Genomic DNA, 25,683 nt, shown 5'->3' on the forward strand with positions numbered 1-25,683 from the left:
ACTTCATGCGCCTGACCTTGCCTATCATTTCCATGGTGATCACCTTCTTGCTCTCCTGCTGAATATTTCAGCAGGCCAGTTGAACACCCTGGTCAATTTTGAGTCGGCACTCCTAGGTTTAGATGGTCAGTTTTCGGTCGGCGGCAACACTTCTGTTACCTGCGTAGCACGGGCTAATTCAGCGTCACGCTTAGCTATGGTCTCATTGGTTGACTTAACGGTTGCGGCAACGTCTTCTCTCATTCGTTTGACTTGCTCCATGCTCATTCTTGTGGCCAAGAGTAAAACCAAGTCATCATGTGTCCGGAGCGATCCACTTAGATATTCTGGGTGCAATTCGATCAAGGCAGCAGGTGAAAGTACACCACGCTTTCGCAGGCTAGACATGACGTCTGAAAGATGCTCTTCAGTATTGGCGTCATGACGCCATACGGTAATCAATACTGGTTTATCGAATCCACTTCTCTCACCAATAATAAAGTGCCCAAACTGCTCATTACCTGCCGAATCATCAAAGTAAGCGTCCAGCGCTACGCGATCTTGCTTGTATTGTGGCTTGCGAGATATTTCTACTCTTTTCAATGTAATGACTGTGTCTCTTTGAAAATGCATGCAGTACCGCAATGGCAGCGAGTCGCAGTTAGCGTGTTCACTGCTCAAAACTGCCACATCCAAAGGCTCACAATTTTCCGCCTTGCGAAGTACATAGTCACTCAGCCCTATAGCCTCATTGGGGTTTAGCAGCGACTTCATTTCGCTGAGACTGGTAACTTTGCTGCTATTTTTGGGTATCGACATCGTTAACTTTCTTGAAAATCTTCGCGGCACACCTTGGAAAACAGACTTCGAAGGCTTGTCTCGTCATGCAATCTTAAGTCAATCGTCAGAGCACTTGGATGAGCGACAAGTTATCGGATAGTAAACCGATATTTACGGCTGTAATCTTGGGCAGGCATCCCTCCGGCCTACCAATGCCACAAAAAAACCGATTGATTCGTCCGCGCGTAACCCGTTGATTTATATAGGGGTGACGGGTGTGCCTTCCGGACTTCGGCCTGTGCTGGGTGGGGCGGGTCGGAGAGAGAATACGCAAACGGAGAGTAAAACGCGCCGGTTACTGGCGTAAATGACTCTCTCCGTAGTCCGCAAGAACCCTCAGGAACCCGCGCAAACACGCGGTAGCAGGCAAAAAAAAGCCAACCCCGAAGGGTTGGTTTTTCCTTTATTGGTGGAGCTGGGGGGATTTGAACCCCCGTCCATAAGTCTTTTTCGTACAGTTCTACATGTGTAGTCGTCTGATTTGAGTCTCGCCAAATGAACCGCGCAGCGACACGCTGAACACCCAGCCAGTACCCTTTTTTCTCACACCATCTCAAGGTACCCGAGATGATGCCAGCCCATATGTTTTACCTTGCAGCTAGGACTTTAGGAGCTTTAACACCCCCATCACCCTAACCCAGCCTATCGGCCAACTGTTGCAAGGCTCACCGGATTAAGCGGCGAGTGCGAAACGTTCGTCGTTTGCAGTTAGTTTTTTTTCTGCTGTTTTACGAGGATCAGAACCTCGACATGCCCTGCCACGCGTCCGAACCCATGTCGAAACCAGTGCAGCCCCTCAATGTCTATTTTAGGCGTTGTTCAGGAATTTCAAGAGGTCCATTGGAGAATCAATGTGCAAATGGGCATTCCAACGCGAAATATCGGTCTGTTGACCCAAGTAACCGTAAGTGGCGGCCACCGTTCCCATGCCTGCAGCCAGGCCCGCGACAATATCTCGCTCATCGTCTCCCACATAGACGCACCGAGCAGGGTCTACGGACAACCGACGAGCCGCCTCGAACAAGGGTTCTGGATGGGGTTTGGCATGCGGCATGGTGTTGCCGCTGACGATGGCGCCTGCTGTCGAAAAAAGAGGCATGGCCGAAGTCAGTGGATCGGTAAAACGGCTGGACTTGTTGGTTACAACGCCCCAATGCAAGCCCTGAGCCACGAGAGTGGCAATCATGTCGCCCACCCCCTCAAAAATGCGCGTGCGCTCGGTCATGCAGTTTTCGTAATTAACGAAAAACTCTTCTTTCATCGCATCAAAATCGGCATGCTCTGGGGTCACGCCAAAGGCGATGCCAATCATGCCTCGCGCACCCGCACCCGCCATGTGGCGGTAGTGCTCAAGCGGAAAGGATGGCAAGCCTCGGTCCATTCGCATCTTGTCTACAGCGGCGCCCAAATCAGGGGCGCTGTCGATCAGCGTGCCGTCAAGGTCAAACAGCACGGCTTCTACATTCTTAAACATGCGTTCTTATCCTTTGCGACATGCCAGCAAGTAATTCACACTGGTGTCTTGGCTAAGCCAATAACGCTTGGTAAAAGGGTTGTATTCCATGCCCTTGAAGCCTTGAGCATCGAGCCCAGACTCTCTGGCCCAAGTGACCAGTTCGCTGGGTTTGATCATGCGGGCGAATTCGTGCGTGCCTTTGGGCAACAACTTGAGGATGTACTCAGCACCCAAAATCGCAAACAAAAAGGATTTGGGGTTGCGGTTGAGTGTGGAGAAGAACACCCAACCACCAGGCTTGACCATTTGGGCGCAGGCTCTCACCACCGATGCAGGGTCAGGAACATGCTCCAGCATTTCCATGCAAGTGACGACATCAAACAGCTCAGGCTGCTCTTTGGCCAATGTTTCGGCACTTAGTTCGCGGTACTTCACGCCTTTTGTGCCGGCTTCCAGTGCATGCAACTGGGCAACCTTGAGGGACTTGGTAGCCAAGTCTATGCCCAAAACCTGTGCCCCCTTGCGAGCCATGGCATCGGCCAAAATACCGCCGCCACAGCCCACATCGACCACTTGCTTGCCTGTCAAATCCGCCAGGCCATGAATCCACTCGAGTCGAAGAGGATTGATCTGATGTAAGGGACGAAACTCGCTCTCAGGATCCCACCAACGGTGAGCCAGATCGGAGAATTTGGCCAATTCGGCCGGATCGACGTTGCTAGCAGCTTGATTCATGGAGAGGATTGTCTCGCAAGCTGCGCTTCGAAAAAGAATTGCCCATAAAAAAAGCCCCATCGCTGGGGCTTTCGAATCCTTGTAAAAGGATTAGTTGTTGGCGCGTGTACCAACCACTTCAATTTCAACGCGGCGGTTCTTGGAACGGCCAGCAGCAGTTTTGTTGTCAGCAACAGGCTGCTTTTCGCCCTTGCCTTCGGTGTAAACGCGGTTCTTTTCGATGCCTTTGGACACCAAATAGGCTTTCACAGCATCAGAACGCTTGACCGACAATTTTTGGTTGTAAGCGTCAGAGCCAACGGAGTCAGTGTGACCCACGGCAATGATGACTTCCAGGTTGATGCCTTTGACTTTACCGACCAGGTCGTCCAACTTGGCTTTGCCTTCAGCTTTCAACACAGCTTTGTCGAAATCAAAGAATGCATCAGCAGCGTAGGTCACTTTGGTGGCTGCAGCTGGTGCTGGAGCAGGTGGGGCTACGACTACTGGAGCCGGAGCAGGTGCTGGTGCAGCGACAGGTGCTGGTGCAGGAGCGGCTTTAGGAGCAACGATGGCACCGTCGCAACCAACAGCTGCAGTTGCAGGTGTCCAGTTGGCATCGCGCCAGCACAGTTCTTGTGTACCGTTTTTCCAGACGAGGTCGCCGGAGCCGTTGCGCCAGTTGTCAACAGTCTGAGCACCTGCTGCTGTTACCAGAGCTGCGGAGGCAACCAACATCGCCAATTTGTTGAATTTCTTCATGGTCTTCCTCTTAAGGGATAAAGCCGCAGACACGCTGCGAAAAAAATACGTTTCAAGTGACCATCACTTGAGCCGTTGACATTTATTGTGCCATAGACATCAATGTGATTCGTGAAATGGCTAACGCTAGCGCCAGGCACAACTCGAATGAATGAAAAACGTTGCATTTGTGCGACATGCGCTTGCACCTAAAATCACGGTTTCACATTGCGTCCTTCACTCCTTCTATCTTTATGACCCAGTTCGCCAAAGAAACACTGCCCATCAGTCTAGAAGAGGAAATGCGGCGCAGCTACCTCGATTACGCCATGAGTGTGATCGTGGGTCGCGCCCTGCCTGATGCCCGCGATGGCTTGAAGCCAGTGCACCGCCGCGCCCTGTTCGCCATGCATGAGTTGAACAACGACTGGAACCGCCCCTATAAAAAGTCAGCCCGTATCGTGGGTGATGTGATCGGTAAATACCACCCGCATGGCGACCAGTCGGTGTACGACACTATCGTGCGCATGGCCCAAGACTTTTCAATGCGTCACATGCTGGTGGACGGCCAAGGCAACTTCGGCTCGGTCGACGGAGATAACGCGGCTGCGATGCGTTACACAGAGATCCGTTTGGCCAAAATCGCCCACGAAATGTTGGGCGACATTGACAAGGAAACCGTCGATTTCGGCCCCAACTACGACGGTTCGGAAAAAGAGCCTCTGGTGCTGCCTTCGCGCCTGCCTAACTTGCTGATCAATGGCTCTGGCGGCATCGCTGTTGGCATGGCCACCAACATCCCGCCGCACAACTTGAATGAAGTGGTGGATGCTTGTTTGCATTTGCTGCGAAACCCGGAAGCGTCGATCGACGAACTGATGGAAATCGTGCCTGCACCCGATTTCCCGACAGGCGCCATCATTTACGGCATGACAGGCGTCAAGGACGGCTACCGCACAGGTCGCGGTCGCGTGATCATGCGGGCCAAGTGCCACTTTGAAGACATCGACAAAGGTCAACGCCAGTGCATCGTGGTCGACGAGCTGCCTTACCAAGTCAACAAAAAGACCCTGCAAGAGCGCATGGCCGAGTTGGTCCACGAAAAGAAAATTGAGGACATCAGCCACATCCAGGACGAGTCTGACAAATCGGGCATGCGTCTGGTGATTGAACTCAAACGCGGTGCTGTGCCCGAGGTGGTGCTGAACAACCTGTACAAGCAGACCCAGTTGCAAGACACGTTCGGCATGAACATGGTGGCCTTGATTGACGGGCAACCCAAGCTGTGCAATTTGAAAGACCTGATCCAGGTGTTCTTGCAGCACCGCCGTGAAGTGGTCACACGCCGCACTGTATTTGAGTTGCGCAAAGCGCGCGACCGCGGTCATGTGCTGGAAGGTTTGGCGGTGGCGTTGGCCAACATCGACGACTTCATTGCCATCATCCGTGGCGCACCCACGCCACCCGTGGCCAAGGTCGAGTTGATGACCCGCGCTTGGGACAGTCAGATGGTGCGCACCATGTTGACGCGGGCCAAGGGCGATGGCTCGGTCATCAACGCCGACGACTACCGCCCAGAAGGCCTAGAGCGCGAATACGGTCTGGGCCAGGACGGCCTGTACCGCTTGTCGGACACGCAAGCGCAAGAAATTTTGCAAATGCGATTGCAGCGTCTGACAGGGTTGGAGCAGGACAAGATCGTGGCCGAATACAAAGAGGTCATGTCCGAGATCGAAGACTTGCTGGACATCTTGTCCAAGCCCGAACGCGTCTCGACCATCATCGGTGACGAGCTGGGCACCGTGCGTCAAGAATTTGGTCAAACCAAAATCGGCGCACGCCGCAGTGAAATTGAGCACAGCGCACAAGACCTCTCGACCGAAGACCTGATCACCCCGACCGACATGGTCGTGACCTTGTCGCACAGTGGTTACATCAAGAGCCAGCCGCTGAGCGAATACCGTTCACAAAAGCGTGGCGGTCGCGGCAAGCAAGCAGCTGTGACCAAAGAAGATGACTGGATTGACCAACTCTTCATTGCCAATACCCACGACTATTTGCTGTGTTTCTCCAACCGTGGTCGCCTTTACTGGCTCAAGGTGTGGGAAGTGCCTGCAGGCTCACGCGGCTCGCGCGGTCGCCCTATCGTCAACATGTTCCCCTTGCAAGAAGGCGAAAAAATCAACGTGGTGCTGGCCTTGACAGGCGAAGCGCGCACCTTCCCAGAAAACCAGTACGTTTTCATGGGCACGTCCATGGGCACGGTCAAGAAGACGTCGCTGGATGAATTCAGCAATCCCCGCAAAGGCGGCATCATTGCAGTCAATTTGGACGAAGGCGACTTCTTGATCGGCGCAGCGCTGACCGACGGCAAACACGATGTGATGCTGTTCAGCGACGGGGGCAAAGCCGTGCGCTTTGACGAAAACGATGTGCGCCCCCTGGGTCGCAGCGCCCGTGGTGTGCGCGGCATGATGATCGAGGAAAGCCAAAGCGTGATCGCCATGCTGGTGGCGGGTGACGAAACACAAAGTGTGCTGACAGCCACCGAAAACGGCTACGGCAAACGCACCAGCATCACCGAGTACACACGCCATGGCCGCGGCACCAAGGGCATGATCGCCATTCAGCAATCGGAACGCAACGGCAAAGTGGTCGCTGCCACTTTGGTGCACGCCGATGACGAGATCATGCTGATCACCGACACGGGTGTTTTGGTGCGCACCCGCGTTTCCGAAATCCGTGAACTTGGCCGTGCTACACAAGGCGTGACCTTGATCGGCTTGGACGAAGGCGCAAAGCTGTCCGGCTTGCAACGTATCGTCGAGAACGATGCCAACGTATCCGAAGGCGATACGGGTGATGGCGAAGCCACCCCGGATGACGGCACAACTGCAGCGGAATAACGATGGGGCGCGCTTTCAACTTTTCGGCAGGCCCTGCCGTCATGCCCGAGGCAGTCTTGCAGCAGGCCGCAGCCGAGATGCTCGACTGGCACGGTTCAGGCATGAGCGTGATGGAGATGAGCCACCGCGGCAAAGAGTTCATCAGCATTTACGAGCAAGCCGAAGCCGACTTGCGGGAACTTCTGGCCGTGCCCGCGCATTTCAAAATCTTGTTCATGCAAGGCGGCGGCTTGGCCGAAAACGCCATCATCCCGTTGAACTTGTCGCATGGCGGGGCCATGGATTTTGTGCTGACCGGTAGTTGGAGCCAGAAATCCCTCAAGGAAGCAGGCAAATACGGACAAGCCCGTGTCGCAGCCAGTGCGCAAACCGATGGGTTCACCACACTGCCCACTCCGGCAAGCTGGCAAATCGGTGCGGACAGTCGGTACGTGCACATTTGTGGCAACGAAACCATTCACGGCGTTGAATTTCACGAACTGCCCGACCTGAAAACCTTGGGCTGCGATGCCCCTTTGGTGGTGGACTTCTCATCCCACGTTGCGTCACGTTCGGTCGATTGGTCTCGTGTGGGCCTGGCCTTTGGTGGTGCACAAAAGAACCTCGGCCCTGCAGGCCTGACCCTGGTCATCGTGCGAGAAGACTTGATCGGCCACGCCCTGCCACACTGCCCAAGCGCCTTCGACTACAAGCTGGTGGCAGACAACCAGTCGATGTACAACACGCCGCCGACTTACAGCATTTACATCGCAGGCTTGGTGTTCCAATGGCTCAAAAAACAAGGTGGCATCGCCGCCATGGAAGAGCGCAATATCGCCAAGGCGCAGCTGCTGTACAACTTTTTGGACAGTTCCAGCCTGTACGTGAACAAGGTCGCCAAAGACTGCCGCTCACGCATGAACGTGCCGTTTTTCTTGCGTGACGAATCGCGCAACGATGCCTTTTTGGCCGGAGCCAAAGCTGCCAATCTGTTGCAGCTCAAAGGGCACAAATCGGTAGGCGGCATGCGTGCAAGCATCTACAACGCTATGCCTCTTGAAGGTGTGCAGGCCTTGGTGGCCTATATGCGTGAATTTGAAAAAACACAGGCCTGAAGCAGGCGACCAGAAAGACTTTTCGGACATGAGCCAACAACCCATTCAGTCGGATGCCTTGGGCGCCCTGCGCGTGCAGATCGACTCGCTGGACAAACAGCTGCTGAGCCTGCTGAACCAGCGCGCCCATGTGGCCGAGCAAGTGGGCGAGATCAAACGAGCCGAAGGTTCGCCCTTCTTTCGCCCCGACCGCGTGGCGCAAGTCATTGACAAAATCACACAAGCCAACCCTGGCCCGCTGAAAAACGAACATGTGGCCTCGATCTGGCGCGAGATCATGTCGGCCTGCTTGGCACTTGAAGCACCGCAGCGCGTCGCCGTGCTGGGGCCACAAGGCACATTCTGCGAACAGGCCGCCATCGAGTTTTTTGGCAGTGCCGCCAATCTGATTTACTGCGCCAACTTTGACGAAGTGTTCCACGCCACTGCCGCAGGCACCGCCCAATACGGGGTGGTCGGTATGGAGAACTCCACCGAAGGCGTGGTGGCTCGCTCACTCGATTTGTTCTTGCGCTCGCCCGTGCATGTGGTGGGCGAAGTCAGCCTTCAAGTGCGCTTTAACTTGTTGCGTCAGCTCAACTCGGATGCGGGCATTGAAGTGGTCATGGCTCACCCCCAAGCCCTGGCCCAGTGTCAAGGCTGGCTGTCCAAGCACCTGCCGCATGTGGAACGCCGCGCAGTATCCAGCAACGCCGAAGGTGCCCGCTTGGCAGCGACCAACCCCGCCTGGGCCGCCTTGGCCAGCGAACGTGCCGCCAGCCAGTTTGGTCTGCACATCGTGCACCACGCCATCCAAGACGAAGCGTTTAACCGCACTCGCTTTGCTGTGATTGCTTTGCCGCAAACCCTGGCCACGCCACCAGCCTCGGGCAAAGACTGCACCAGCTTGGTGTTGTCTGTGCCCAACCGCCCGGGTGCAGTGCACGATTTACTGGTGCCACTCAAAAACAATGGCGTGTCCATGACCCGCTTTGAGTCGCGCCCTGCCAAATCCGGACAGTGGGAGTATTACTTCTACATCGACCTGCAAGGCCACATCAGCGAACCTCATGTGGCCGCAGCATTGCAAGAATTGCAAGGGTTGTGCGCGTTCTACAAGGTGCTGGGTTCTTACCCCGTTTCTGAATGACGCCCGAGCGTCCGACCACGCCACGTTTTGAGCGTTTGGCCCTGATCGGCTGCGGCCTGATGGGCGGCTCGTTTGCACTCGCCCTGCGCAAGGCTGGCCTAGTCAAGACCATCGTCGGTTTCAGCGCTTCTGAAAAAACCCGACAACGTGCCGTTGAACTTAAGGTGATCGACCACGCCTGCACCAACGTGGCAGACGCTGTACAAGGGGCCGATTTGGTTTTATTGGCGGTCCCGGTGGGCGCAATGCAAGTCAGTTTTGCCGCCATGCGCGATGCATTGCAGCCCAGCGCCTTGCTGATGGACGTGGGTTCAACCAAATGTGATGTGATCGCAGCGGCCCAGGCCTCGCTGGGCGAACGCTTGAGTTGTTTTGTGCCTGCCCATCCGATTGCAGGCAAAGAAGTGGCAGGCATTGAACATGCTGACAGCACGCTTTATCAAAAGCGCCGAACCATTCTCACGCCTTTGCCGCAAACCAGCATTCAAAAAATGCAAGCTGCGCACACGGTGTGGGCGGCCATCGGCAGCCATGTCAGCACCATGACCCCCGAAGCCCACGACGCCACGTTTGCGGCTGTCAGCCACTTGCCGCACTTGTTGGCGTTTGCGGCCGTCAATGCGCTCACGGCACAGTCCCAAGGCGCAACATTTCTAGAAATGGCCGGCCCGGGCTTCAGAGATTTTTCGCGGATCGCAGCCAGTGATGCTGCCGTGTGGCGCGACATCCTGAGCGCCAACAAAACAGAAGTGCTCATGCAGGTGTCCTACTTTCGTGCTGCACTCGAACAGTTCGAAAACACCTTGAGGCTGGGCGACACCCCCGCTTTGCAACACCTGATTCAACAAGCCAGCGATGTGCGCTCGGCCTGGACACTGCAAGCGGGCAACGCTTGCAACCAAGACTCCGAAGACTAAAGCATGTTCTCCACCGCCTTTCTTGACATTCCTCCGCTCCAAGAGGCCTCCGGCAGCGTCACCCTGCCCGGCTCCAAAAGCATATCCAACCGCGTGCTGCTGCTGTCGGCCCTGTGCCAAGGCACGACCGTTGTGCACGACTTGCTCGACTCTGACGACACCCAAGTGATGCTGGCCGCCCTGCGCCAACTGGGCTGCGGCGTGGAAGTGGCTGGCACCACCGTGACCATCACGGGTTTGGGCGGTCGCGCATGGCCGACCGAGGCCATCGAATTTTTCATGGGCAACGCGGGCACGGCCATGCGTCCGCTCACGGCAGCGCTAGCGGTTCAAGGCGGTGACTTCACGCTCAAGGGCGTGCCACGCATGCACGAGCGTCCGATCGGCGACCTGGTGGATGCGTTGCGCGAACTCGGTTGCGCCATCGACTACCTGGGTAACCCAGGTTTTCCGCCGCTGTGCATCGGCCAGCCCGCGCTCCAGCTCGACAAACCCATCCCCGTGCGCGGGGATGTGTCCAGCCAGTTCTTGACCGCCTTGTTGATGGCGCTGCCGCTGGCCGCCGCCGACCGCGCCATCACGATTGAAGTGGTCGGTGAACTCATCAGCAAGCCCTACATCGAGATCACGCTCAACCTGCTGGCGCGCTACGGTATTGATGTGAAGCGTCAGGGCTGGGAACGCTTTGTCATTCCAGCAGGCAGCCGCTACCAGTCGCCCGGCACGATTCACGTCGAAGCCGATGCCTCATCGGCCAGCTATTTCATCGCACTCGGGGCCATCGCCCAAGGCGACGGCATTCGAGTCAACGGCGTGGGCGCTGACTCTATTCAAGGAGACATCCGCTTTGTCGAGGCGGCCGAACGCATGGGCGCACGGGTCACCAGTGGGCCCAATTGGCTGGAAATCCGACGCGGGGCCTGGCCGCTCAAAGCCATTGAGCTCGACTGCAACCACATCCCCGACGCTGCCATGACGCTGGCCGTGATGGCGCTTTATGCCGACGGCCCGACCCTGCTGCGCAACATCGCCAGCTGGCGCGTGAAGGAAACCGACCGCATCGTGGCCATGGCCGCCGAATGCCGCAAATTGGGTGCCACAGTGGAAGAAGGCCCAGACTGGCTGCGCGTTCATCCATTGCCAAACGGTCAATTCACCCATGCGTTGACAAAGGGCCAGTGGCAAGGGGCCAGCATCCACACCTATGATGACCACCGCGTGGCCATGTGTTTTTCGTTGGCGGCCTTCAATGCGGCGCAGGTGCCCGTGCGCATCGAAGACCCCAAATGCGTGGCCAAGACCTTTCCTGATTATTTCGAGGCCCTGTTCTCGGTGGCCACAGCCAACGCCAGGCACATCCCGGTGATCTGCATCGATGGCCCCACCGCCTCCGGCAAAGGCACGCTGGCCAGCCGCGTGGCTGCGAAGCTGGGCTACCACTACCTCGACTCGGGCGCACTCTACCGGGTCACGGCGCATGCCGCGCTGCAGGCCGGGCTCACACTCGAAGCCTCTGATGAAAGCCACATCGCCAACCTGGCCCGCCATCTGCCTGTGCACTTTGAAGGCGAACAAGTCTTGCTCAATGGCATGGATGTGACGGATGCGATTCGCAGCGAACAAGGTGGCATGAATGCCTCCAAAGTGTCTGTTTTGCCCGCGGTGCGCGAGGCTTTGGTGCAACTGCAGCACAGCTTTCAGCGCCTGCCCGGCCTGCTGGCCGATGGCCGCGACATGGGCACCGTGATCTTCCCGAACGCCCCTTTGAAGGTGTTTTTGACCGCCAGCGCGGCCCAAAGGGCCGAAAGACGGCATAAGCAATTGATTTTGAAGGGTTTTTCGGCTAATATCGACGCTCTTCGCGCTGACTTGGAAGCGCGTGATGCCCGGGACATGTCCCGCAGCGTTGCGCCACTCAAGCCCGCACAAGATGCCTTGCAACTGGACAACTCGCAGCTCTCCATCGAAGCCTCGGTGGAACAGGTGATGGTCTGGTGGCAAAGTCGGCAGGTTTTTGGTTAATCGACCGAGGTTGATGAACCGAAAACGGCCACCCAGCCCGCCCTGTGCGGGCTGACCTGAAGTTCCACCCGGCTCTCCTCGTGCAGCTTGCACACTGGCCAGGTGGTTTTTTTACAAACCAACCGCAGCTCACGCTGCACAACCAACCGCCACAGTCAGCTCCTGGAAACGACGCATTTCGCGCTCGTCAGTCCTGTTTGTGGATGAGGAAAATTCATGTCTGAATCATTTGCCGCCCTATTCGAAGAATCCCTGACGCGCACGGAAATGCGCCCAGGTGAAGTCATCACCGCTGAAGTCGTGCGCATCGAGCACAACTTCGTTGTGGTCAACGCCGGTCTCAAGTCCGAGTCCTACGTGCCCCTCGAAGAGTTCAAGAACGACCAGGGTGAAGTTGAAGTCCAGGTCGGCGACTTTGTCTCCGTGGCCATCGGCTCTATCGAAAACGGCTACGGCGACACCATCTTGTCCCGCGACACCGCCAAGCGTCTGGCTTCGTGGATGTCCCTCGAAAAAGCCCTGGAATCCGGCGAGTTCGTCACTGGCGTGACCAGCGGCAAAGTCAAAGGGGGCCTGACCGTGTTGGTCAACGGCATCCGTGCTTTCTTGCCCGGCTCTTTGGTCGACACACGTCCTACCAAAGACCTGTCTCCCTATGAGAACAAGACCCTGGAATTCAAGGTCATCAAACTCGACCGCAAGCGCAACAACGTGGTGTTGTCACGCCGTGCTGTGGTGGAAGCCTCCATGGGCGAAGAGCGCGCCAAGCTGATGGAAACATTGCGCGAAGGCTCCATCGTTCACGGTGTGGTCAAGAACATCACCGAATACGGTGCATTCGTGGACTTGGGCGGCATCGACGGTTTGCTGCACATCACCGACATGGCATGGCGCCGTGTCCGTCACCCCTCCGAAGTGGTCACTGCCGGTCAGGAAATCACTGCCAAGATCCTCAAGTTCGACACCGAGAAAAACCGCGTGTCCTTGGGTCTCAAGCAAATGGGCGACGATCCTTGGATGGGCGTGAACCGCCGCTACCCACAGGGCACTCGCATGTTCGGCAAGATCACCAACATCGCCGATTACGGCGCGTTTGTGGAACTCGAGCCAGGCATCGAAGGCTTGGTGCACGTGTCTGAAATGGACTGGACCAACAAGAACGTGGCCCCTTCCAAGATCGTGGCATTGGGCGACGAAGTCGAAGTCATGGTCCTCGAGATCGACGAAGACAAGCGCCGCATCAGCTTGGGCATGAAGCAGTGCCGTGCCAACCCATGGCAAGAGTTCGCTCAAAACACCAAGCGCGGTGACCGCGTCAAAGGCCCGATCAAGTCGATCACCGACTTCGGCGTGTTCGTGGGCTTGGCTGCCGGCATCGACGGCTTGGTGCACTTGTCTGACCTGTCTTGGAACGAAACCGGCGAAAACGCCGTGCGCGAATTCAAGAAGGGCCAAGAAGTCGAGGCTTTGGTCTTGGCTGTGGACGTGGACCGCGAACGCATCAGCTTGGGCATCAAACAGCTCGACTCTGATCCTTTCACCACCTTCGTGTCGATCAACGACAAAGGCCAAACCGTCACCGGCAAGGTCAAGACTGTGGATGCCAAGGGCGCTGAAATCGACCTGGGCGAAGACATCGTCGGCTACCTGCGCGTCAGCGAAATCTCGCGTGACCGCGTGGAAGACGCCAGCCACGTGCTGAAAGTCGGCGACGAAGTGACCGCTGTGGTGGTGAACGTGGATCGCAAGACCCGCAACATCCAGTTGTCCATCAAAGCCAAGGACGCTGTGGACCAACAAGAAGCCATGGCTTCCTTGTCTCAGCAGTCTTCGCGTGAAAACGCCGGCACCACCAGCCTGGGCGCTTTGTTGCGTGCCAAGTTGGACAACAACTGATCTCTTTGATCTGAAGACGCTTGCTGTCTGAAAAGCCTGCCCCTGTCATGGGGGCAGGCTTTTTTCAGGCCGGTGCATGGCACCGACAAGCATGAACAACGAAGTGACAACATGACCCGCTCCGATCTGGTTGAAGAACTCGCCGCCCGCTTTGCGCAACTGACCCACCGTGACGCCGAATTGGCCGTCAAAACGGTGCTGGACGCCATGAGCGATGCGCTGGTCAAAGGTCACCGCATCGAGATTCGCGGCTTTGGCAGCTTCTCCATCAACCGCCGCCCACCCCGCGTTGGCCGCAACCCCCGGTCTGGCGAAAGCGTTCAGATTCCGGAAAAACGGGTTCCTCATTTCAAACCCGGCAAAGCCCTGCGCGAAGCCGTGGATGCCGGCACCGTAGCCAGCGCCAAAGTGACCGCCCCCAAAGTTCTGTGACCCACGTCCACTTGTTGTCTCCAGTACATCCGCTGTGTGTTGCCGTACCTGCAAGGAGCCTGGTTGTGACCATTAGAATGGTTTCAGCTTCCGAGGTCACACCATGAAACGTCTGCTCTGGCTGCTTCAGTGGCTACTGAAAGCATCGGTCTTTTTCACACTGTTCGCCTTTGCGCTGAACAACCAGCAAGAAACGCGTGTCAATTTCTTTTTTGGCACGTTTTGGCAAGCACCCACGGTGCTGGTGGTGCTTTCGGCCTTCAGCCTGGGCGTGATGGTCGGCGTGTTGGGCATGGTGCCCAGGTGGTGGCGTCATCGCCAGACTGCTCGCCAACAATTGAACGCCACAAGCGCCACCCCACCTGCGCCCGAGAGGCCTCATGGAACTTGACCTGACTTGGATTTTGCTGGGCCTGCCCGCTGCGTTTGCGTTGGGCTGGTTAGCCTCGCGTCTCGACTTACGCCAGATGCGCATCGCCAACCGGCAAGCGCCACGCGCCTACTTCAAAGGCCTGAACTACCTGCTCAACGAACAGCAAGACAAAGCGATTGATGCTTTCATTGAAGCCGTTCAAAACGACCCCGACACGTCGGAGTTGCACTTTGCACTGGGCAATTTGTTTCGCCGCCGAGGTGAATACGACCGCGCTGTTCGCGTGCACGAACACCTGATGTCGCGGGCCGATCTGAGCAGTGCCGATCGGCAGCGTGCACAGCATGGCCTAGCCCTCGATTTCTTGAAAGCCGGCTTGCTTGACCGCGCAGAAGAAGCGTTGCGCAAACTGGAAGGTACTTCCTACGAAGGCCAGGCACGGCTGGCACGGCTGGCGATCTACGAACGCTCGCGAGAATGGCCTGAAGCCGCACGCGTGGCGCGTCTGCTTGAAACCTCAGGCGAAGCCAATTTCGACATGCGCATGGCGCACTACCAATGCGAGCAAGCTCGCGAAGCCGTTCAGCAAGGTGATCTCCCCAATGCGCTGAACCTGTTGACGGCGGCCATTCAGGCCACCCCCGATGCGGCCAGACCCCGCATTTTGCTGGGGCAATTGCAACTGTCCCAGGGCCAAGCCGCACAAGCCTATGAGACCCTGTCGGTTTTGTTTGAACGTTCAGATACAGCCGCCCCACTGGCTGCTGCCAGCTTGGTCAAGGCTGCCCAGGCCGCAGCCTTGACCGCAGAGGCCGCGCAATTGCTGAAAAAGTATTACGCCAAACAAGCCTGCATTGATGTGCTCGATGCCATCTCGGCCCTAGAGTCAACGTCCCCAGAAGGGGGGGCTTTATCGCACCAACGGTATCTGGACCATTTGAGCAACCATGCCTCCTTGATGGCTGCCACTCGGTGGTTGACCGAAGAAAACAAGGGGCAGAACCCTTTGCCGGCCCCGGTACAAAAAGCGCTGGAGCAAGCCATCAGGCCCTTAGCCAGGTACCGTTGCGCGGCCTGCGGGTTTGAAGCCAAAGAGCACTTCTGGCACTGCCCGGGCTGCCAGGCTTGGGACAGCTATCCCCCGAGACGCATTGAAGAGTTGTGAACCACCAACTTGAAACACCTTGTTTCAAGTCATGCAAAGGCCCCAGCTCTCCGATTTGAGGGTTCGACCCACAATGCCCTCAGCTGCAGAGCACTGCAGCCCACACAGGGAGAGGCAGAGATGATCAAAAAGATTGCCGCCGCCATCGTGAGCGTCACGCTGGCCGGAATCACTTGGGCGCAGGTGGATCTGAACAAAGCAACAGAAATTGAACTCGATGGTTTAAAAGGTCTTGGCCCAGCGATGACCCGTGAAGTCATGCGCGAACGGGAAAAAGCCCTTTTTCGGGATTGGCCTGACGTGTTAAAACGCGTCAAAGGCATCGGCCCCAAAAAGGCCGCCAACCTGTCAGATCAAGGCGTCCGGGTGAAGGGCCAAGGCTATGGTCAAGCCCCAGCGTATCCACCCCAAAAACCCTGAAGCTCACTCAGACGCGCGAGGTTCAGCCTCGCCAAAACCACCGCCACCTGGGGTGTGGATTTCGAAGACATCGCCCGCCTGCATCTCGACTTGGCCAATGTGTGCCAAGGTCTGCACTTGGCCATCGCTGCGCACCAGCCGGTTGATGCCCGGCAAACCACTGAGCCCACCGGCCATGCCAAAAGCCGGGTGCACACGCCCGTTGGACAAAATGCCCACCGTCATCGGCTCTAAAAAGCGCACACGGCGCACACCCCCATCACCGCCACGCCAGCGCCCTGCTCCACCAGAGCCATGGCGGATGGTGTAGCTTTCCAGCCGCACGGGAAAACGGAACTCCAACACCTCTGGGTCGGTCAGGCGTGAATTGGTCATGTGGGTTTGCACCACCGAGGTGCCGTCAAAACCACCCACCAGCTGGCCTTGTGCGTCGTAGCGCCCACCCGCGCCACTGCCACCCGAAATCGTTTCGTAATACTGCACCCGCGCATTGCCAAAGGTGAAGTTGTTCATGGTCGGCTGGCTGCCTGCCATCACACCCAATGCGCCAAACAGCGCATTGGTGATGCAGGTCGAGGTTTCTACATTGCCCGCCACCACCGAAGCCGGTGGATTGGGGTTGAGCATGGAGCCTTGCGGAATGATGACCTTGAGCGGTTTCAGGCACCCCGCGTTCAGCGGAATGTCATCGTCCACCAGGCTGCGGAACACGTAGAGCACCGCCGCCATGCACACCGCACGGGGCGCGTTGAAGTTGTTCGGCAGCTGGGCGCTGGTGCCCGTGAAATCGATCTCGGCCGTGCGCTGCTGCGCGTTCACACGCACCGCCACCTGAATCTGAGCGCCGTTGTCCAGCGGCAATGTGAACGCACCGTCTTTCAGGCGCGTGATGACGCGGCGCACCGACTCTTCGGCGTTGTCTTGCACATGGCGCATATAGGCCTGCACCACGTCCAGACCAAACTGGTCCACCATGCGGCGCAGCTCCTGCACGCCTTTTTCGTTGGCCGCGATTTGCGCCTTCAAGTCGGCCATGTTTTGCGACGGGTTGCGCGAGGGGTAGGGCCCACTTTGCAGCAAGGCCACCATCTCGGCTTCGCGCAAATGGCCTGCATCGACCAGTTTGAAGTTGTGGATCTGCACGCCCTCTTCCTCGATGCGCGTGGAAAACGGCGGCATCGAGCCCGGCGTCAAACCGCCTACATCGGCGTGGTGACCACGCGAGCCGACATAAAACACAGGGTGTGTGGGGTCTGACAGAAACACTGGCGTGATGACGGTGATGTCGGGCAAATGCGTGCCACCGTGATAGGGGTCATTCAACACGAACAAATCCCCTGGCTGAATGCGGCCTTGGTTCTCCTGGATCACCGTCTGGATGCTCTCGCCCATGGAGCCCAGGTGCACCGGCATGTGCGGGGCGTTGGCAATCAAATGCCCTTGGGCACTGAACAGCGCACATGAAAAATCCAAGCGCTCCTTGATGTTGACCGAGTAAGCGGTGTTTTGCAGCTGCAAACCCATTTGCTCGGCGATGTTCATGAACAGGTTGTTGAACACCTCCAGCAGCACCGGGTCGGCCTGCGTGCCTGCGGCGTGCTGCACGGCCCGCGCCTGCACGCGCACCAGCAGCAAATGGTCGAGCGCCGTCAAACGCGCCTGCCAGCCGGGCTCCACCACCGTGGTGGCATTTTTCTCAGCGATGATGGCCGGCCCATCGATCACATCGCCCGGGCGCATGTCTTCACGCACCACCAGTGCAGCGTCCTGCCACTGGGCTTGGCCCGCAGCATTGGCGGCGTACACACGCACCGTGTCTCGGCGCGGCACCTCACGCTCGGGGTGCAAGGTATTGACGGCCTCTTCGGGCGCATCACCCGGCAGCACGGCCTCGACCGACACCGCCTCGACCACCAGGGTCTTGCCCTGCATCAGGAAAGAAAAGCGCTGGCGGTAGGCCGCTTCAAAGCCCGCCACCAACTGGTCCTGATCCCCCTGGGCCTGGTCCCCCCACGGCACGACCAGCGCCGAGTCGGTGCCTTCGTAGCGCAAATGCACGCGTTGGCGCAGCTCGATGCGGTCGACATGGGCCGCGTCCCCGCCCATTTGCGCCAGCAAGGCTTGGCGCGTATCGTCCCCCAAAGCCTGCAAGCGCTCGGCCAACAAAGGCATGGTCGCAGCCTCCAGTGGGCGCTCCATCGATGCTTCGCGCATCACGCTCTGATCGGCCAAGCCCATGCCATAGGCCGACAAAACGCCAGCCAGAGGATGCACCAGCACCTGCGACATGCCCAAAGCATCGGCCACCAAACAGGCATGCTGCCCGCCCGCGCCGCCAAAGCACTGCAAGGTGTAGCGCGTCACGTCATAGCCACGCGCCACCGAAATTTTCTTGATCGCATTGGCCATCTGCTGCACAGCGATCTGAATGAAGCCATGCGCCACGTCTTCGGCTGCGCGGCCGGTTTGCACGGCCAGTTTTTCAAAGTGCCCACGCACCACCTCGGCGTCCAGCGCTTGGTTCGCAGCCGGTCCGAACACCGAGGGGAAGAATTTCGGCTGCACCTTGCCCACCATCACGTTCGCATCGGTCACGGCCAAAGGCCCGCCACGGCGGTAACTGGCCGGACCAGGGTTGGCCCCAGCGCTTTGTGGCCCGACCCGAAAACGCGCACCGTCAAAAGTGAGCAATGACCCTCCACCCGCCGCCACGGTGTGGATGCTCATCATCGGGGCGCGCATGCGCACGCCAGCGACCTGGGTTTCAAAATCGCGTTCGAACTGCCCGGCAAAGTGCGACACATCGGTCGATGTGCCGCCCATGTCAAACCCGATCACCTGGTCGTGCCCCGCCAGCTGGGCCGTGCGCGCCATGCCCACAATGCCGCCCGCAGGGCCGCTCAAAATCGCGTCCTTGCCCGCAAACACCTGCGCGTCTGTCAAGCCGCCTGAAGACTGCATGAACATCAGTTTCACACCCGGCATTTCGCTGGCCACTTGGTCTACATAGCGGCGCAAGATGGGCGACAAATAGGCATCAACCACGGTGGTGTCACCCCGGCTGACCAGCTTCATCATCGGGCTGGTCTGGTGCGAGGTACTGACCTGTGTGAAGCCCACTTCACGCGCCAAACGTGCCGCAGCCCGCTCATGCGCCGTGTGCTGCCAGCCGTGCATGAACACCACCGCCACCGACCGCAGTCCCAGCGCGTGCCAATGCACCAATTGGCTGCGCAAATGCACCTCATCCAGTGGCTGCAACACCTCGCCATCCACGGCCACGCGCTCTTGCGCCTCGACCACGGCGCTGTAGAGCAACTCGGGCAGCACGATCTGACGGTCAAACAAACGCGGGCGATTTTGGTAGGCGATGCGCAGCGCATCGCCAAAGCCCTGTGTGGTCACCAGCAGCGTGGCTTCACCCTTGCGCTCCAGCAAGGCGTTGGTGGCCACGGTGGTGCCCATCTTCACGCATTCGACCTGCTCAGGTGTGACGGGTTCACCAGGCTTCAATTCGAGCAAATGGCGTATGCCCGCCACCGCCGCATCGCGGTATTGCTCAGGGTTTTCTGAAAGCAGCTTGTGCGTGACCAAGGTGCCATCGGGGCGCTTGCCCACCACGTCGGTGAAGGTGCCGCCACGGTCGATCCAAAATTGCCAACGCGGTGCAGATGTACGCATGAACAGATCTTTCAATACAACAGACAGGGATCTTTCGCACTGTAAATGCAAGCAGATCATCATCTATGATCGTCGGATATTTCCATGCACCTATCGCCTGGAAGTCTAGAAGGAATGCTGTGTTCAAGAATGTGATGGTTTACCGCATTGGCGAGGGGTTTGCGCCCACATTGGCCGATGTGCAAGCGGCTTTGGAGCCGATGCAATTTGTCGAATGTGGCGCCAGCCAGGAAAAGTCGATTGGCTGGATTCCTCCACGGGGCGAGGCCCATGGTCCGCTGGTCGAATCCGTGGCCGGGCAATGGATCATGAAGCTGATGATCGAGTCCAAGGCGGTGCCCGGCAACGTGGTGCGCCGCAAGGCCGATGAACGCATTGCCGAGATCGAAGCGGCCACTGGCCGCAAGCCCGGTAAAAAAGAAAAGCGCGACCTGATGGACGAGGTGCTGCTGTCACTGCTGCCCCAGGCTTTTGCCCGCCAATCCAGCGTGCTGGTGTGGATGGACTTGGACAAGCGCCGTCTGGTGCTCAATGCAGGCAGCCAAGGCAAGGCCGACGAAGTGATGTCGGCGCTGATGAATGTGATGGGCGGTCTGTCAGTGTCCTTGATCCAGACCGTCACATCGCCGCAAGCGGCCATGACGCAGTGGCTTTTGGCCCCCACGCCGGACGAATGGCCTGCCGACCTGACGGTAGAACGCGAAACCGTGCTCAAGTCCACCGGCGAAGATGCCGCCAGTGTGCGATTCACGCGCCACCATCTGGCCAACGACGATGTGCGCAAACATGTGCTGGAAGGCAAACTGCCCACCCAGTTGGCGCTGAGCTGGGATGGCCGCGTGGCCTTTGTGCTGACCGAAACCCTTCAACTTAAAAAAGTGCAATACCTCGATGGTGTGATGGACGAATCGGGCACCGACAAGAATGAAGACCGTTTTGATGCCGATGTGGCCTTGTCCACTGGCTTGCTGGCCCCCCTGATCGACAGCCTGATCGAAGCCTTGGGTGGCGAGATGGAACTGGGTGCTGCGGGTGCCGATGCCCCCACGGAAAATCCCGTACCCAAAACAGTGATTTCAACCGTCTTGGCAGGTGGTGCCGACGACGGAGACCCGCCTTTTTAACACCACACAAGGAACCGACACATGTTCACTGTGATTGCGATTTGCATCGGTGCCTGTGTGGGTGCCTTGTCGCGCTGGCAATTGGGTTTGTGGCTCAACCCAACGCCCGCCGCCAGCGGCTTATTGCCCTGGGGCACCTTGGCGGCCAACCTGATCGGAGGCTATCTGGTGGGCGTTGGTATGGGCGTGTTTCAGCAATTACCTGAATTGGACCCGGTCTGGCGCTTGGCTTTGATCACCGGATTTCTGGGGGCACTGACCACCTTTTCCAGCTTTTCGGCCGAAGTGGTGGCCTTGCTGCAACAGGGCCGTTTCGCGTTGGCGGTTGGCACCGCTTCACTGCATCTTTTTGGTTCGTTGGCACTCACCTTATTGGGCTTGAAGACCGTCAACACACTGTGGTCACAGTGATGGGCCAGCCCCCAGGGCTTCACCCGAGCCACGGTTTACCGCACCCGCTGCGCGGCGCAGCGCGGCGAGAGCCAGATTACTTGCCTGCGTTCGGAAAAAACAACTGCTCTCCGCCGATTTTGTAATCGGCGATCACCGCTTGGCCAGCCGACGTGGTGATCCAATCGACAAACTTCTGTGCATCGGCCTGCTTGACGTGCGCGTGCTTGGCCGGATTGACCACCATCACGCCGTATTGGTTGAACAAGCGCTTGTCACCTTCGACCAAAATGGCCAGATCGGCCCGGTTCTTGAAGTTCAACCAGGTGGCGCGGTCGGCCATCACATAGGCGCCCGAAGATGCCGCGATGTTCAGCGCCGGACCCATGCCGCAGCCACATTCCTTATAGCCACTGCCTTTTTTGTCGGTCAAATTGGCCATCTTCCAAAAGCGCAGTTCGGCGGCATGCGTGCCGCTCTTGTCACCGCGAGAAACAAAAGCTGCATTGCCACCCGACAGCTTGGCCAAGGCCGCCACGATGTCTTGGCCTTTGGTGCCCGCCGGGTCGGCCTTGGGGCCAATCAGCACAAAGTCGTTGTACATCACAGGCAAGCGCTTGAGGCCAAAGCCATCGGCCACAAACTTTTCTTCGGCCACTTGGTCGTGCACAAACACCACATCGGCGTCACCGCGCCGCGCCATATCCAGCGCTTGGCCCGTGCCCAGGGCCACCACTTTCACATCGAGCCCGCTGGCTTTTTTGAAGGCGGGCAACAAGTGCGCAAACAAGCCCGATTGCTCTGTCGAGGTGGTGGATGACATCACGATGGACTGAGCTTGCGCCCACGCCGACGTGGTGGCCAAAACAACGCAAACAAGCGCTCGGCGGGTCATTGAGATTTTAAAGGTCATGAAAGTTCTCCTTGAACAAAAGCATGTGCTGCCGGGCTGCACAAAGCCAGCACGGCGGAATTAAAAAAATCGGCCACGGGCAGATCGGCCATGATGCGACCGCCCTCCAGATAAATGACGCGTGTAGACAGGCGCTTGACCTGACCCAGGTTGTGGCTGGCCCAGATCAGGGTCACGGGCTGCGCTGAAGTGGGGCCCGCTGCAAATTCGGCCATCAAGGTCTCGACTTCGCGTTTGGCGTGCGGATCCAGACTGGCTGTGGGTTCGTCCAGTAGCAAGACATCGGGCTGGCGCGCCCAGGCGCGGGCCAATGCCAGTCGCTGCTGCTGGCCGCCAGACAATTGGCGGCCGTTTTGCCCGGCCACAGATTGCAAACCCACGCGCTGCAGAGCTTGCACCGCTATTGCTTGCGCCGCTTTCCAGCTGAGCCCCCGTGGACGGTCCAGCCACAAGCCCAGTGCCACATTGTTCAAGGCCGACAAGCGCAGCAAGTGGGGTCTTTGGAACAGCATGGCCTGTTGCAGACCCGGCGCATGCAGCACTTGGCCTTTCGAATGCGGCAGCAGTCCGTGCAAAGTGCGCAGCAGGGTGCTTTTGCCCGAACCGTTGGCCCCTACCAGCGCCACGCGTTCGCCGGCCTTGATGCGCAAACTCACGTCCCTCAAAGCCTGCTGTGTCCCCAATTGAACGCCAACGGCGTCCAGTGCGATCTGCACGGCCGTCATGGATGAACCCCATCCAAAGCGATGACGGGCAATGGCCTCGCATGACGCCGCTCGCCCCAGCGCCGAATCAGGGCCACCAAAGCATTGAGCAGCAGCACCACCACCAACAAAACCATGCCCAGCCCCAGCGCCAGCGGCAAATCGCCCTTGCTGGTCTCAAGTGCAATGGCGGTGGTCATGACCCGTGTGAAGCCATCGATATTGCCACCCACAATCATCACTGCACCCACCTCCGAGATGGCACGGCCAAAGGCAGTGACGCCAATGGTCAGCAAGGCCAGGCGTTCATCCCAGGCCAGCAGCAAACTGCGCACCCAAGCACTTGCGCCAAGCGAAGCCCATTGCTCGCCGTGCTGGAGCTCTACATCCTCGACCACCTGCCGCGTCAATGCAGTGACCACTGGCACCACCAAGATGAACTGGGCCAACACCATGGCCTTAAAACTGAACATCCAGCCCAAAAACCCCAAAGGCCCGGTGCGCGAGAGCAGCAGATAAACCACCAGACCCACCACCACCGATGGCAAAGCGAGCAAGGTGTTCAAGCCCAACAGCACCGCGCCCCGGCCGCTAAAACGCGCCACCGCCAACCAGGCGCCCATTGCGACGCCCACGACATAGGCCAGCAGGCAGGCCGTGGCACTGACAGCCAATGACCTTGCGACGACCACCCAGAGGGCTGGATCGGCAGAGGTGATGAGTTGCAACGCCGCGATGACGCTATCAGAGAAGGTGTTCATGAGTGGGGGATGATGCTACCGGACGAACACCTCAGTCCGAGTAGGGGATGTCAACTATGAAATCAATTGCATACGACACAGCCAATGTATGAGGAAGGATGCCAGCACGATTAGGGCAAACTCTTGCTTGTGCAACACATCAATCTTTCTTACAGCTGGACGCCGCATCAAGACGAAGCGGCGCAGCGCGATCAAACCAGCCCCCTGCGCAACCCTTTGATGGACATGCTGCAAGCTGTACGAGCAGCAGGCTCGATTGCCGGAGCAGCCAAGTCCTTGCAACTGTCCTACCGACATGTCTGGGGAGAACTCAAGCGCTGGGAGCAAGCGCTTGAACAGCCTCTGATCCTCTGGGAAAAAGGCCACGCCGCCCGACTGAGCGAATTTGCCGACAAATTGCTGTGGGCCGAGCGCCAAGCACAGGCCCGACTCGCCCCCCAAATCAGTGCGCTGCATGCCGAGTTAGAAAAAACATTTTGGGTGGCTTTTGACCCTGAGCACCACGTGTTGCCCATTTTTGCCAGCCATGACGACGCGTTAGTTCAACTGCGAGAGCACGCAGCTAAACAGTCTTTGCACCTTGACTTGCGTTTTTGCGGCAGCGTCGACGCCATTCGCGCCTTGAATGAAGGCCGATGCATCATGGCTGGCTTTCATGCGCCCTCTCAACCCGCCACAGATTCGCTGGTGGCACGCACCTACAAACCGCTGCTCAAAACAGGTTTGCATAAATTGATTGGGTTTTCCAGCAGACAACAAGGCTTAATGGTGCAGCCCGGCAACCCCCTGGCGCTGCGCCAGCTGGACCATTTGCTCAGACCGGGCGTGCGTTTTGTCAACCGAAGCCCCGGAACTGGCACACGCCTGCTGCTCGATCAATGGCTCACCGCCGCCGAACTGAACCACCAAAACATACATGGCTACGCACATGAAGAGCCCTCGCACGCGGCCATCGCCGCCTGCATTGCGGCAGGACAGGCTGATGTGGGTTTGGGCATCGGTTCGGCCGCTCAGGCACAAGGCCTGGATTTTGTCCCTCTTGAACAGGAAGACTATTGGCTTGTTTGCCTCAAAAGTGCCGTTGACTCCCCCCCTGTTCAGCAGCTTTGCCGCTTGCTTCAGTCCACAGATTGGACCGACCAGCTGAATGCCATGACTGGCTACACCGCCGTCAACACTTCCGGACAAATCCAATCCTTGAAGCAACGCCTGCCGTGGTGGACGCACCGTTCGCACAAACCAAAGCCATAAGTAATACCACGTACAAAGTATTTTTAAGTCCCCGTTTGAGAGAACTCAGAACAGCGACAAGTCAAATATCAGGCCCATAACGCCTTAAAAAAGAGGAAAGAAAGGCTGACTCGTTGTTACCATTGAGGGCATTTGCAATGGGCCGACCTTGCGCAATAAGCCGATAAGGCCTTTGTTATTTTTTGATTGGAGAGATGCCTTGACTGCCTTACTCAAATTTGCACGCTTCATGGACTGGATGAGCGAAGGTTTCGGCAAGATCGCCTCGTGGGCTGTGTTTCTGGCGGCCATGATTTGTGCTGGAAATGCCTTCATCCGTTATGGTTTCGACTGGAGCTCCAACGGCCTGCTCGAAATCCAGTGGTACATGTTTGCTTGGGTGGTTATGGTTGGCGCGCCTTATGTGCTCAAAGTCAACGAGCATGTCCGCGTGGACCTGATCTACGGCAAGCTCAAAGGCAACGCACCCGTTTACGTCGACATTTTCGGAATCATCGTGTTCCTGATGCCCATCATGGGCTATCTGGCATGGCTGTCTTTCCCTTACTTCATGAACACCTTGGTCTCAGGCGAAATGAGCCAGAACGCTGGTGGCCTGATTCGCTGGCCGGCCACTCTGGCGCTGCCATTGGGCTTTGCCATGGTCTGGCTGCAAGGTCTGGCTGAGCTGATCAAACGTGTGGGTTACCTGACTGGCCAATACGCCATGGACACACACTACGAAAAGCCCCTGCAATGACATTCAGGCACTGAAATAGAACATAACAACAAAAAG

22 protein-coding genes and 1 other RNA gene are annotated in these 25,683 nt (G+C 57.9%); 14 read left to right on the top strand and 9 right to left on the bottom strand.

Annotated elements, in window-relative coordinates; translation table 11 throughout:
* Window positions 1-126 precede the first annotated feature (126 nt).
* The 5 genes from BN3544_RS04950 to ompA all read right to left on the bottom strand — a co-directional run bounded on the left by BN3544_RS04950 (window position 127) and on the right by ompA (window position 3,751).
* Window positions 127-798: a hypothetical protein gene (locus BN3544_RS04950; protein ID WP_019431260.1), complete on the bottom strand. Its 672-nt coding sequence runs from the start codon at window positions 796-798 to the stop codon at window positions 127-129.
* A gap of 428 nt (window positions 799-1,226) precedes the next feature.
* Window positions 1,227-1,615, bottom strand: a transfer-messenger RNA (tmRNA) gene (ssrA, locus tag BN3544_RS04955).
* Window positions 1,616-1,627: 12 nt separating this feature from the next.
* Entirely contained in the window at window positions 1,628-2,293 is a 666-nt protein-coding gene (locus tag BN3544_RS04960; RefSeq protein WP_019431259.1) for an HAD-IA family hydrolase, read from the bottom strand.
* Window positions 2,294-2,299: 6 nt separating this feature from the next.
* A complete protein-coding gene (ubiG, locus tag BN3544_RS04965) occupies window positions 2,300-3,010 on the bottom strand; it encodes a bifunctional 2-polyprenyl-6-hydroxyphenol methylase/3-demethylubiquinol 3-O-methyltransferase UbiG (RefSeq protein WP_019431258.1) in 711 nt (236 codons plus the stop codon).
* Between the two features lie 90 nt (window positions 3,011-3,100).
* Entirely contained in the window at window positions 3,101-3,751 is a 651-nt protein-coding gene (gene ompA, locus BN3544_RS04970) for an outer membrane protein OmpA (RefSeq protein WP_026036874.1), read from the bottom strand.
* Window positions 3,752-3,984: 233 nt separating this feature from the next.
* Between ompA and gyrA the strand changes: the two genes are divergently transcribed.
* From gyrA to BN3544_RS05020, 10 genes are all read left to right on the top strand, one after another.
* Window positions 3,985-6,636 (top strand): DNA gyrase subunit A, encoded by a 2,652-nt coding sequence (gyrA, locus tag BN3544_RS04975; RefSeq protein ID WP_019431255.1) that lies wholly within the window; start codon window positions 3,985-3,987, stop codon window positions 6,634-6,636.
* Between the two features lie 2 nt (window positions 6,637-6,638).
* Window positions 6,639-7,730: a 3-phosphoserine/phosphohydroxythreonine transaminase gene (gene serC, locus BN3544_RS04980; RefSeq protein ID WP_019431254.1), complete on the top strand. Its 1,092-nt coding sequence runs from the start codon at window positions 6,639-6,641 to the stop codon at window positions 7,728-7,730.
* A 28-nt stretch (window positions 7,731-7,758) separates the two neighbouring features.
* A complete protein-coding gene (pheA, locus tag BN3544_RS04985) occupies window positions 7,759-8,859 on the top strand; it encodes a prephenate dehydratase (RefSeq protein ID WP_026036873.1) in 1,101 nt (366 codons plus the stop codon).
* Complete coding sequence (locus BN3544_RS04990) at window positions 8,856-9,776, top strand: prephenate dehydrogenase (RefSeq protein WP_019431252.1); 921 nt, start codon at window positions 8,856-8,858, stop codon at window positions 9,774-9,776. The genes pheA and BN3544_RS04990 overlap by 4 nt, the downstream gene beginning before the upstream one ends.
* A 3-nt stretch (window positions 9,777-9,779) precedes the next feature.
* Window positions 9,780-11,798 (top strand): bifunctional 3-phosphoshikimate 1-carboxyvinyltransferase/cytidylate kinase, encoded by a 2,019-nt coding sequence (locus BN3544_RS04995; RefSeq protein WP_019431251.1) that lies wholly within the window; start codon window positions 9,780-9,782, stop codon window positions 11,796-11,798.
* A 216-nt stretch (window positions 11,799-12,014) separates the two neighbouring features.
* Entirely contained in the window at window positions 12,015-13,694 is a 1,680-nt protein-coding gene (rpsA, locus tag BN3544_RS05000; protein ID WP_019431250.1) for a 30S ribosomal protein S1, read from the top strand.
* 111 nt (window positions 13,695-13,805) lie between these two features.
* Entirely contained in the window at window positions 13,806-14,126 is a 321-nt protein-coding gene (locus BN3544_RS05005; RefSeq protein ID WP_026036872.1) for an integration host factor subunit beta, read from the top strand.
* A gap of 103 nt (window positions 14,127-14,229) precedes the next feature.
* Window positions 14,230-14,517 carry a LapA family protein gene (locus BN3544_RS05010; RefSeq protein WP_019431248.1) on the top strand — a complete coding sequence of 96 codons (288 nt, stop codon included), beginning with the start codon at window positions 14,230-14,232 and terminating at the stop codon, window positions 14,515-14,517.
* Window positions 14,507-15,664: a lipopolysaccharide assembly protein LapB gene (gene lapB, locus BN3544_RS05015; RefSeq protein WP_019431247.1), complete on the top strand. Its 1,158-nt coding sequence runs from the start codon at window positions 14,507-14,509 to the stop codon at window positions 15,662-15,664. Before BN3544_RS05010 ends, lapB begins: the two co-directional genes overlap by 11 nt.
* Before the next feature lie 120 nt (window positions 15,665-15,784).
* Entirely contained in the window at window positions 15,785-16,084 is a 300-nt protein-coding gene (locus BN3544_RS05020) for a ComEA family DNA-binding protein (protein ID WP_019431246.1), read from the top strand.
* 3 nt (window positions 16,085-16,087) lie between these two features.
* On the opposite strand, the gene BN3544_RS05025 is transcribed toward BN3544_RS05020, so the two are convergent.
* Window positions 16,088-19,765, bottom strand: a complete 3,678-nt coding sequence (locus tag BN3544_RS05025) for a hydantoinase B/oxoprolinase family protein (protein WP_036075623.1) — start codon at window positions 19,763-19,765, stop codon at window positions 16,088-16,090.
* A gap of 119 nt (window positions 19,766-19,884) precedes the next feature.
* Between BN3544_RS05025 and BN3544_RS05030 the strand changes: the two genes are divergently transcribed.
* Window positions 19,885-20,889, top strand: a complete 1,005-nt coding sequence (locus BN3544_RS05030) for a recombination-associated protein RdgC (RefSeq protein WP_026036871.1) — start codon at window positions 19,885-19,887, stop codon at window positions 20,887-20,889.
* 21 nt (window positions 20,890-20,910) lie between these two features.
* The gene (gene crcB, locus BN3544_RS05035; protein WP_019431243.1) at window positions 20,911-21,300 is read left to right on the top strand and encodes a fluoride efflux transporter CrcB; all 390 of its coding nucleotides are present in this window, start codon (window positions 20,911-20,913) and stop codon (window positions 21,298-21,300) included.
* Between the two features lie 76 nt (window positions 21,301-21,376).
* On the opposite strand, the gene BN3544_RS05040 is transcribed toward crcB, so the two are convergent.
* The 3 genes from BN3544_RS05040 to BN3544_RS05050 are packed head-to-tail and all read right to left on the bottom strand — an operon-like array spanning window position 21,377 to window position 23,657.
* A complete protein-coding gene (locus BN3544_RS05040; protein WP_019431242.1) occupies window positions 21,377-22,174 on the bottom strand; it encodes an ABC transporter substrate-binding protein in 798 nt (265 codons plus the stop codon).
* 14 nt (window positions 22,175-22,188) lie between these two features.
* A complete protein-coding gene (locus BN3544_RS05045) occupies window positions 22,189-22,917 on the bottom strand; it encodes an ABC transporter ATP-binding protein (protein WP_019431241.1) in 729 nt (242 codons plus the stop codon).
* Window positions 22,914-23,657 carry an ABC transporter permease gene (locus BN3544_RS05050; RefSeq protein ID WP_019431240.1) on the bottom strand — a complete coding sequence of 248 codons (744 nt, stop codon included), beginning with the start codon at window positions 23,655-23,657 and terminating at the stop codon, window positions 22,914-22,916. Before BN3544_RS05050 ends, BN3544_RS05045 begins: the two co-directional genes overlap by 4 nt.
* A gap of 129 nt (window positions 23,658-23,786) precedes the next feature.
* Here BN3544_RS05050 and BN3544_RS05055 point away from each other — a divergent pair, with 129 nt between their 5' ends.
* Together BN3544_RS05055 and BN3544_RS05060 are read left to right on the top strand one after the other, a co-directional pair.
* On the top strand, window positions 23,787-24,908 hold the full coding sequence (locus tag BN3544_RS05055; RefSeq protein WP_026036869.1) for a substrate-binding domain-containing protein: 1,122 nt from the start codon (window positions 23,787-23,789) through the stop codon (window positions 24,906-24,908).
* Window positions 24,909-25,107: 199 nt separating this feature from the next.
* Window positions 25,108-25,647, top strand: a complete 540-nt coding sequence (locus BN3544_RS05060; RefSeq protein ID WP_019431238.1) for a TRAP transporter small permease subunit — start codon at window positions 25,108-25,110, stop codon at window positions 25,645-25,647.
* The last annotated feature ends 36 nt before the right edge of the window (window positions 25,648-25,683 follow it).

The organism is Limnohabitans sp. Rim47, assembly GCF_001517545.1.
In the GTDB taxonomy this organism is placed as follows: domain Bacteria; phylum Pseudomonadota; class Gammaproteobacteria; order Burkholderiales; family Burkholderiaceae_C; genus Limnohabitans_A.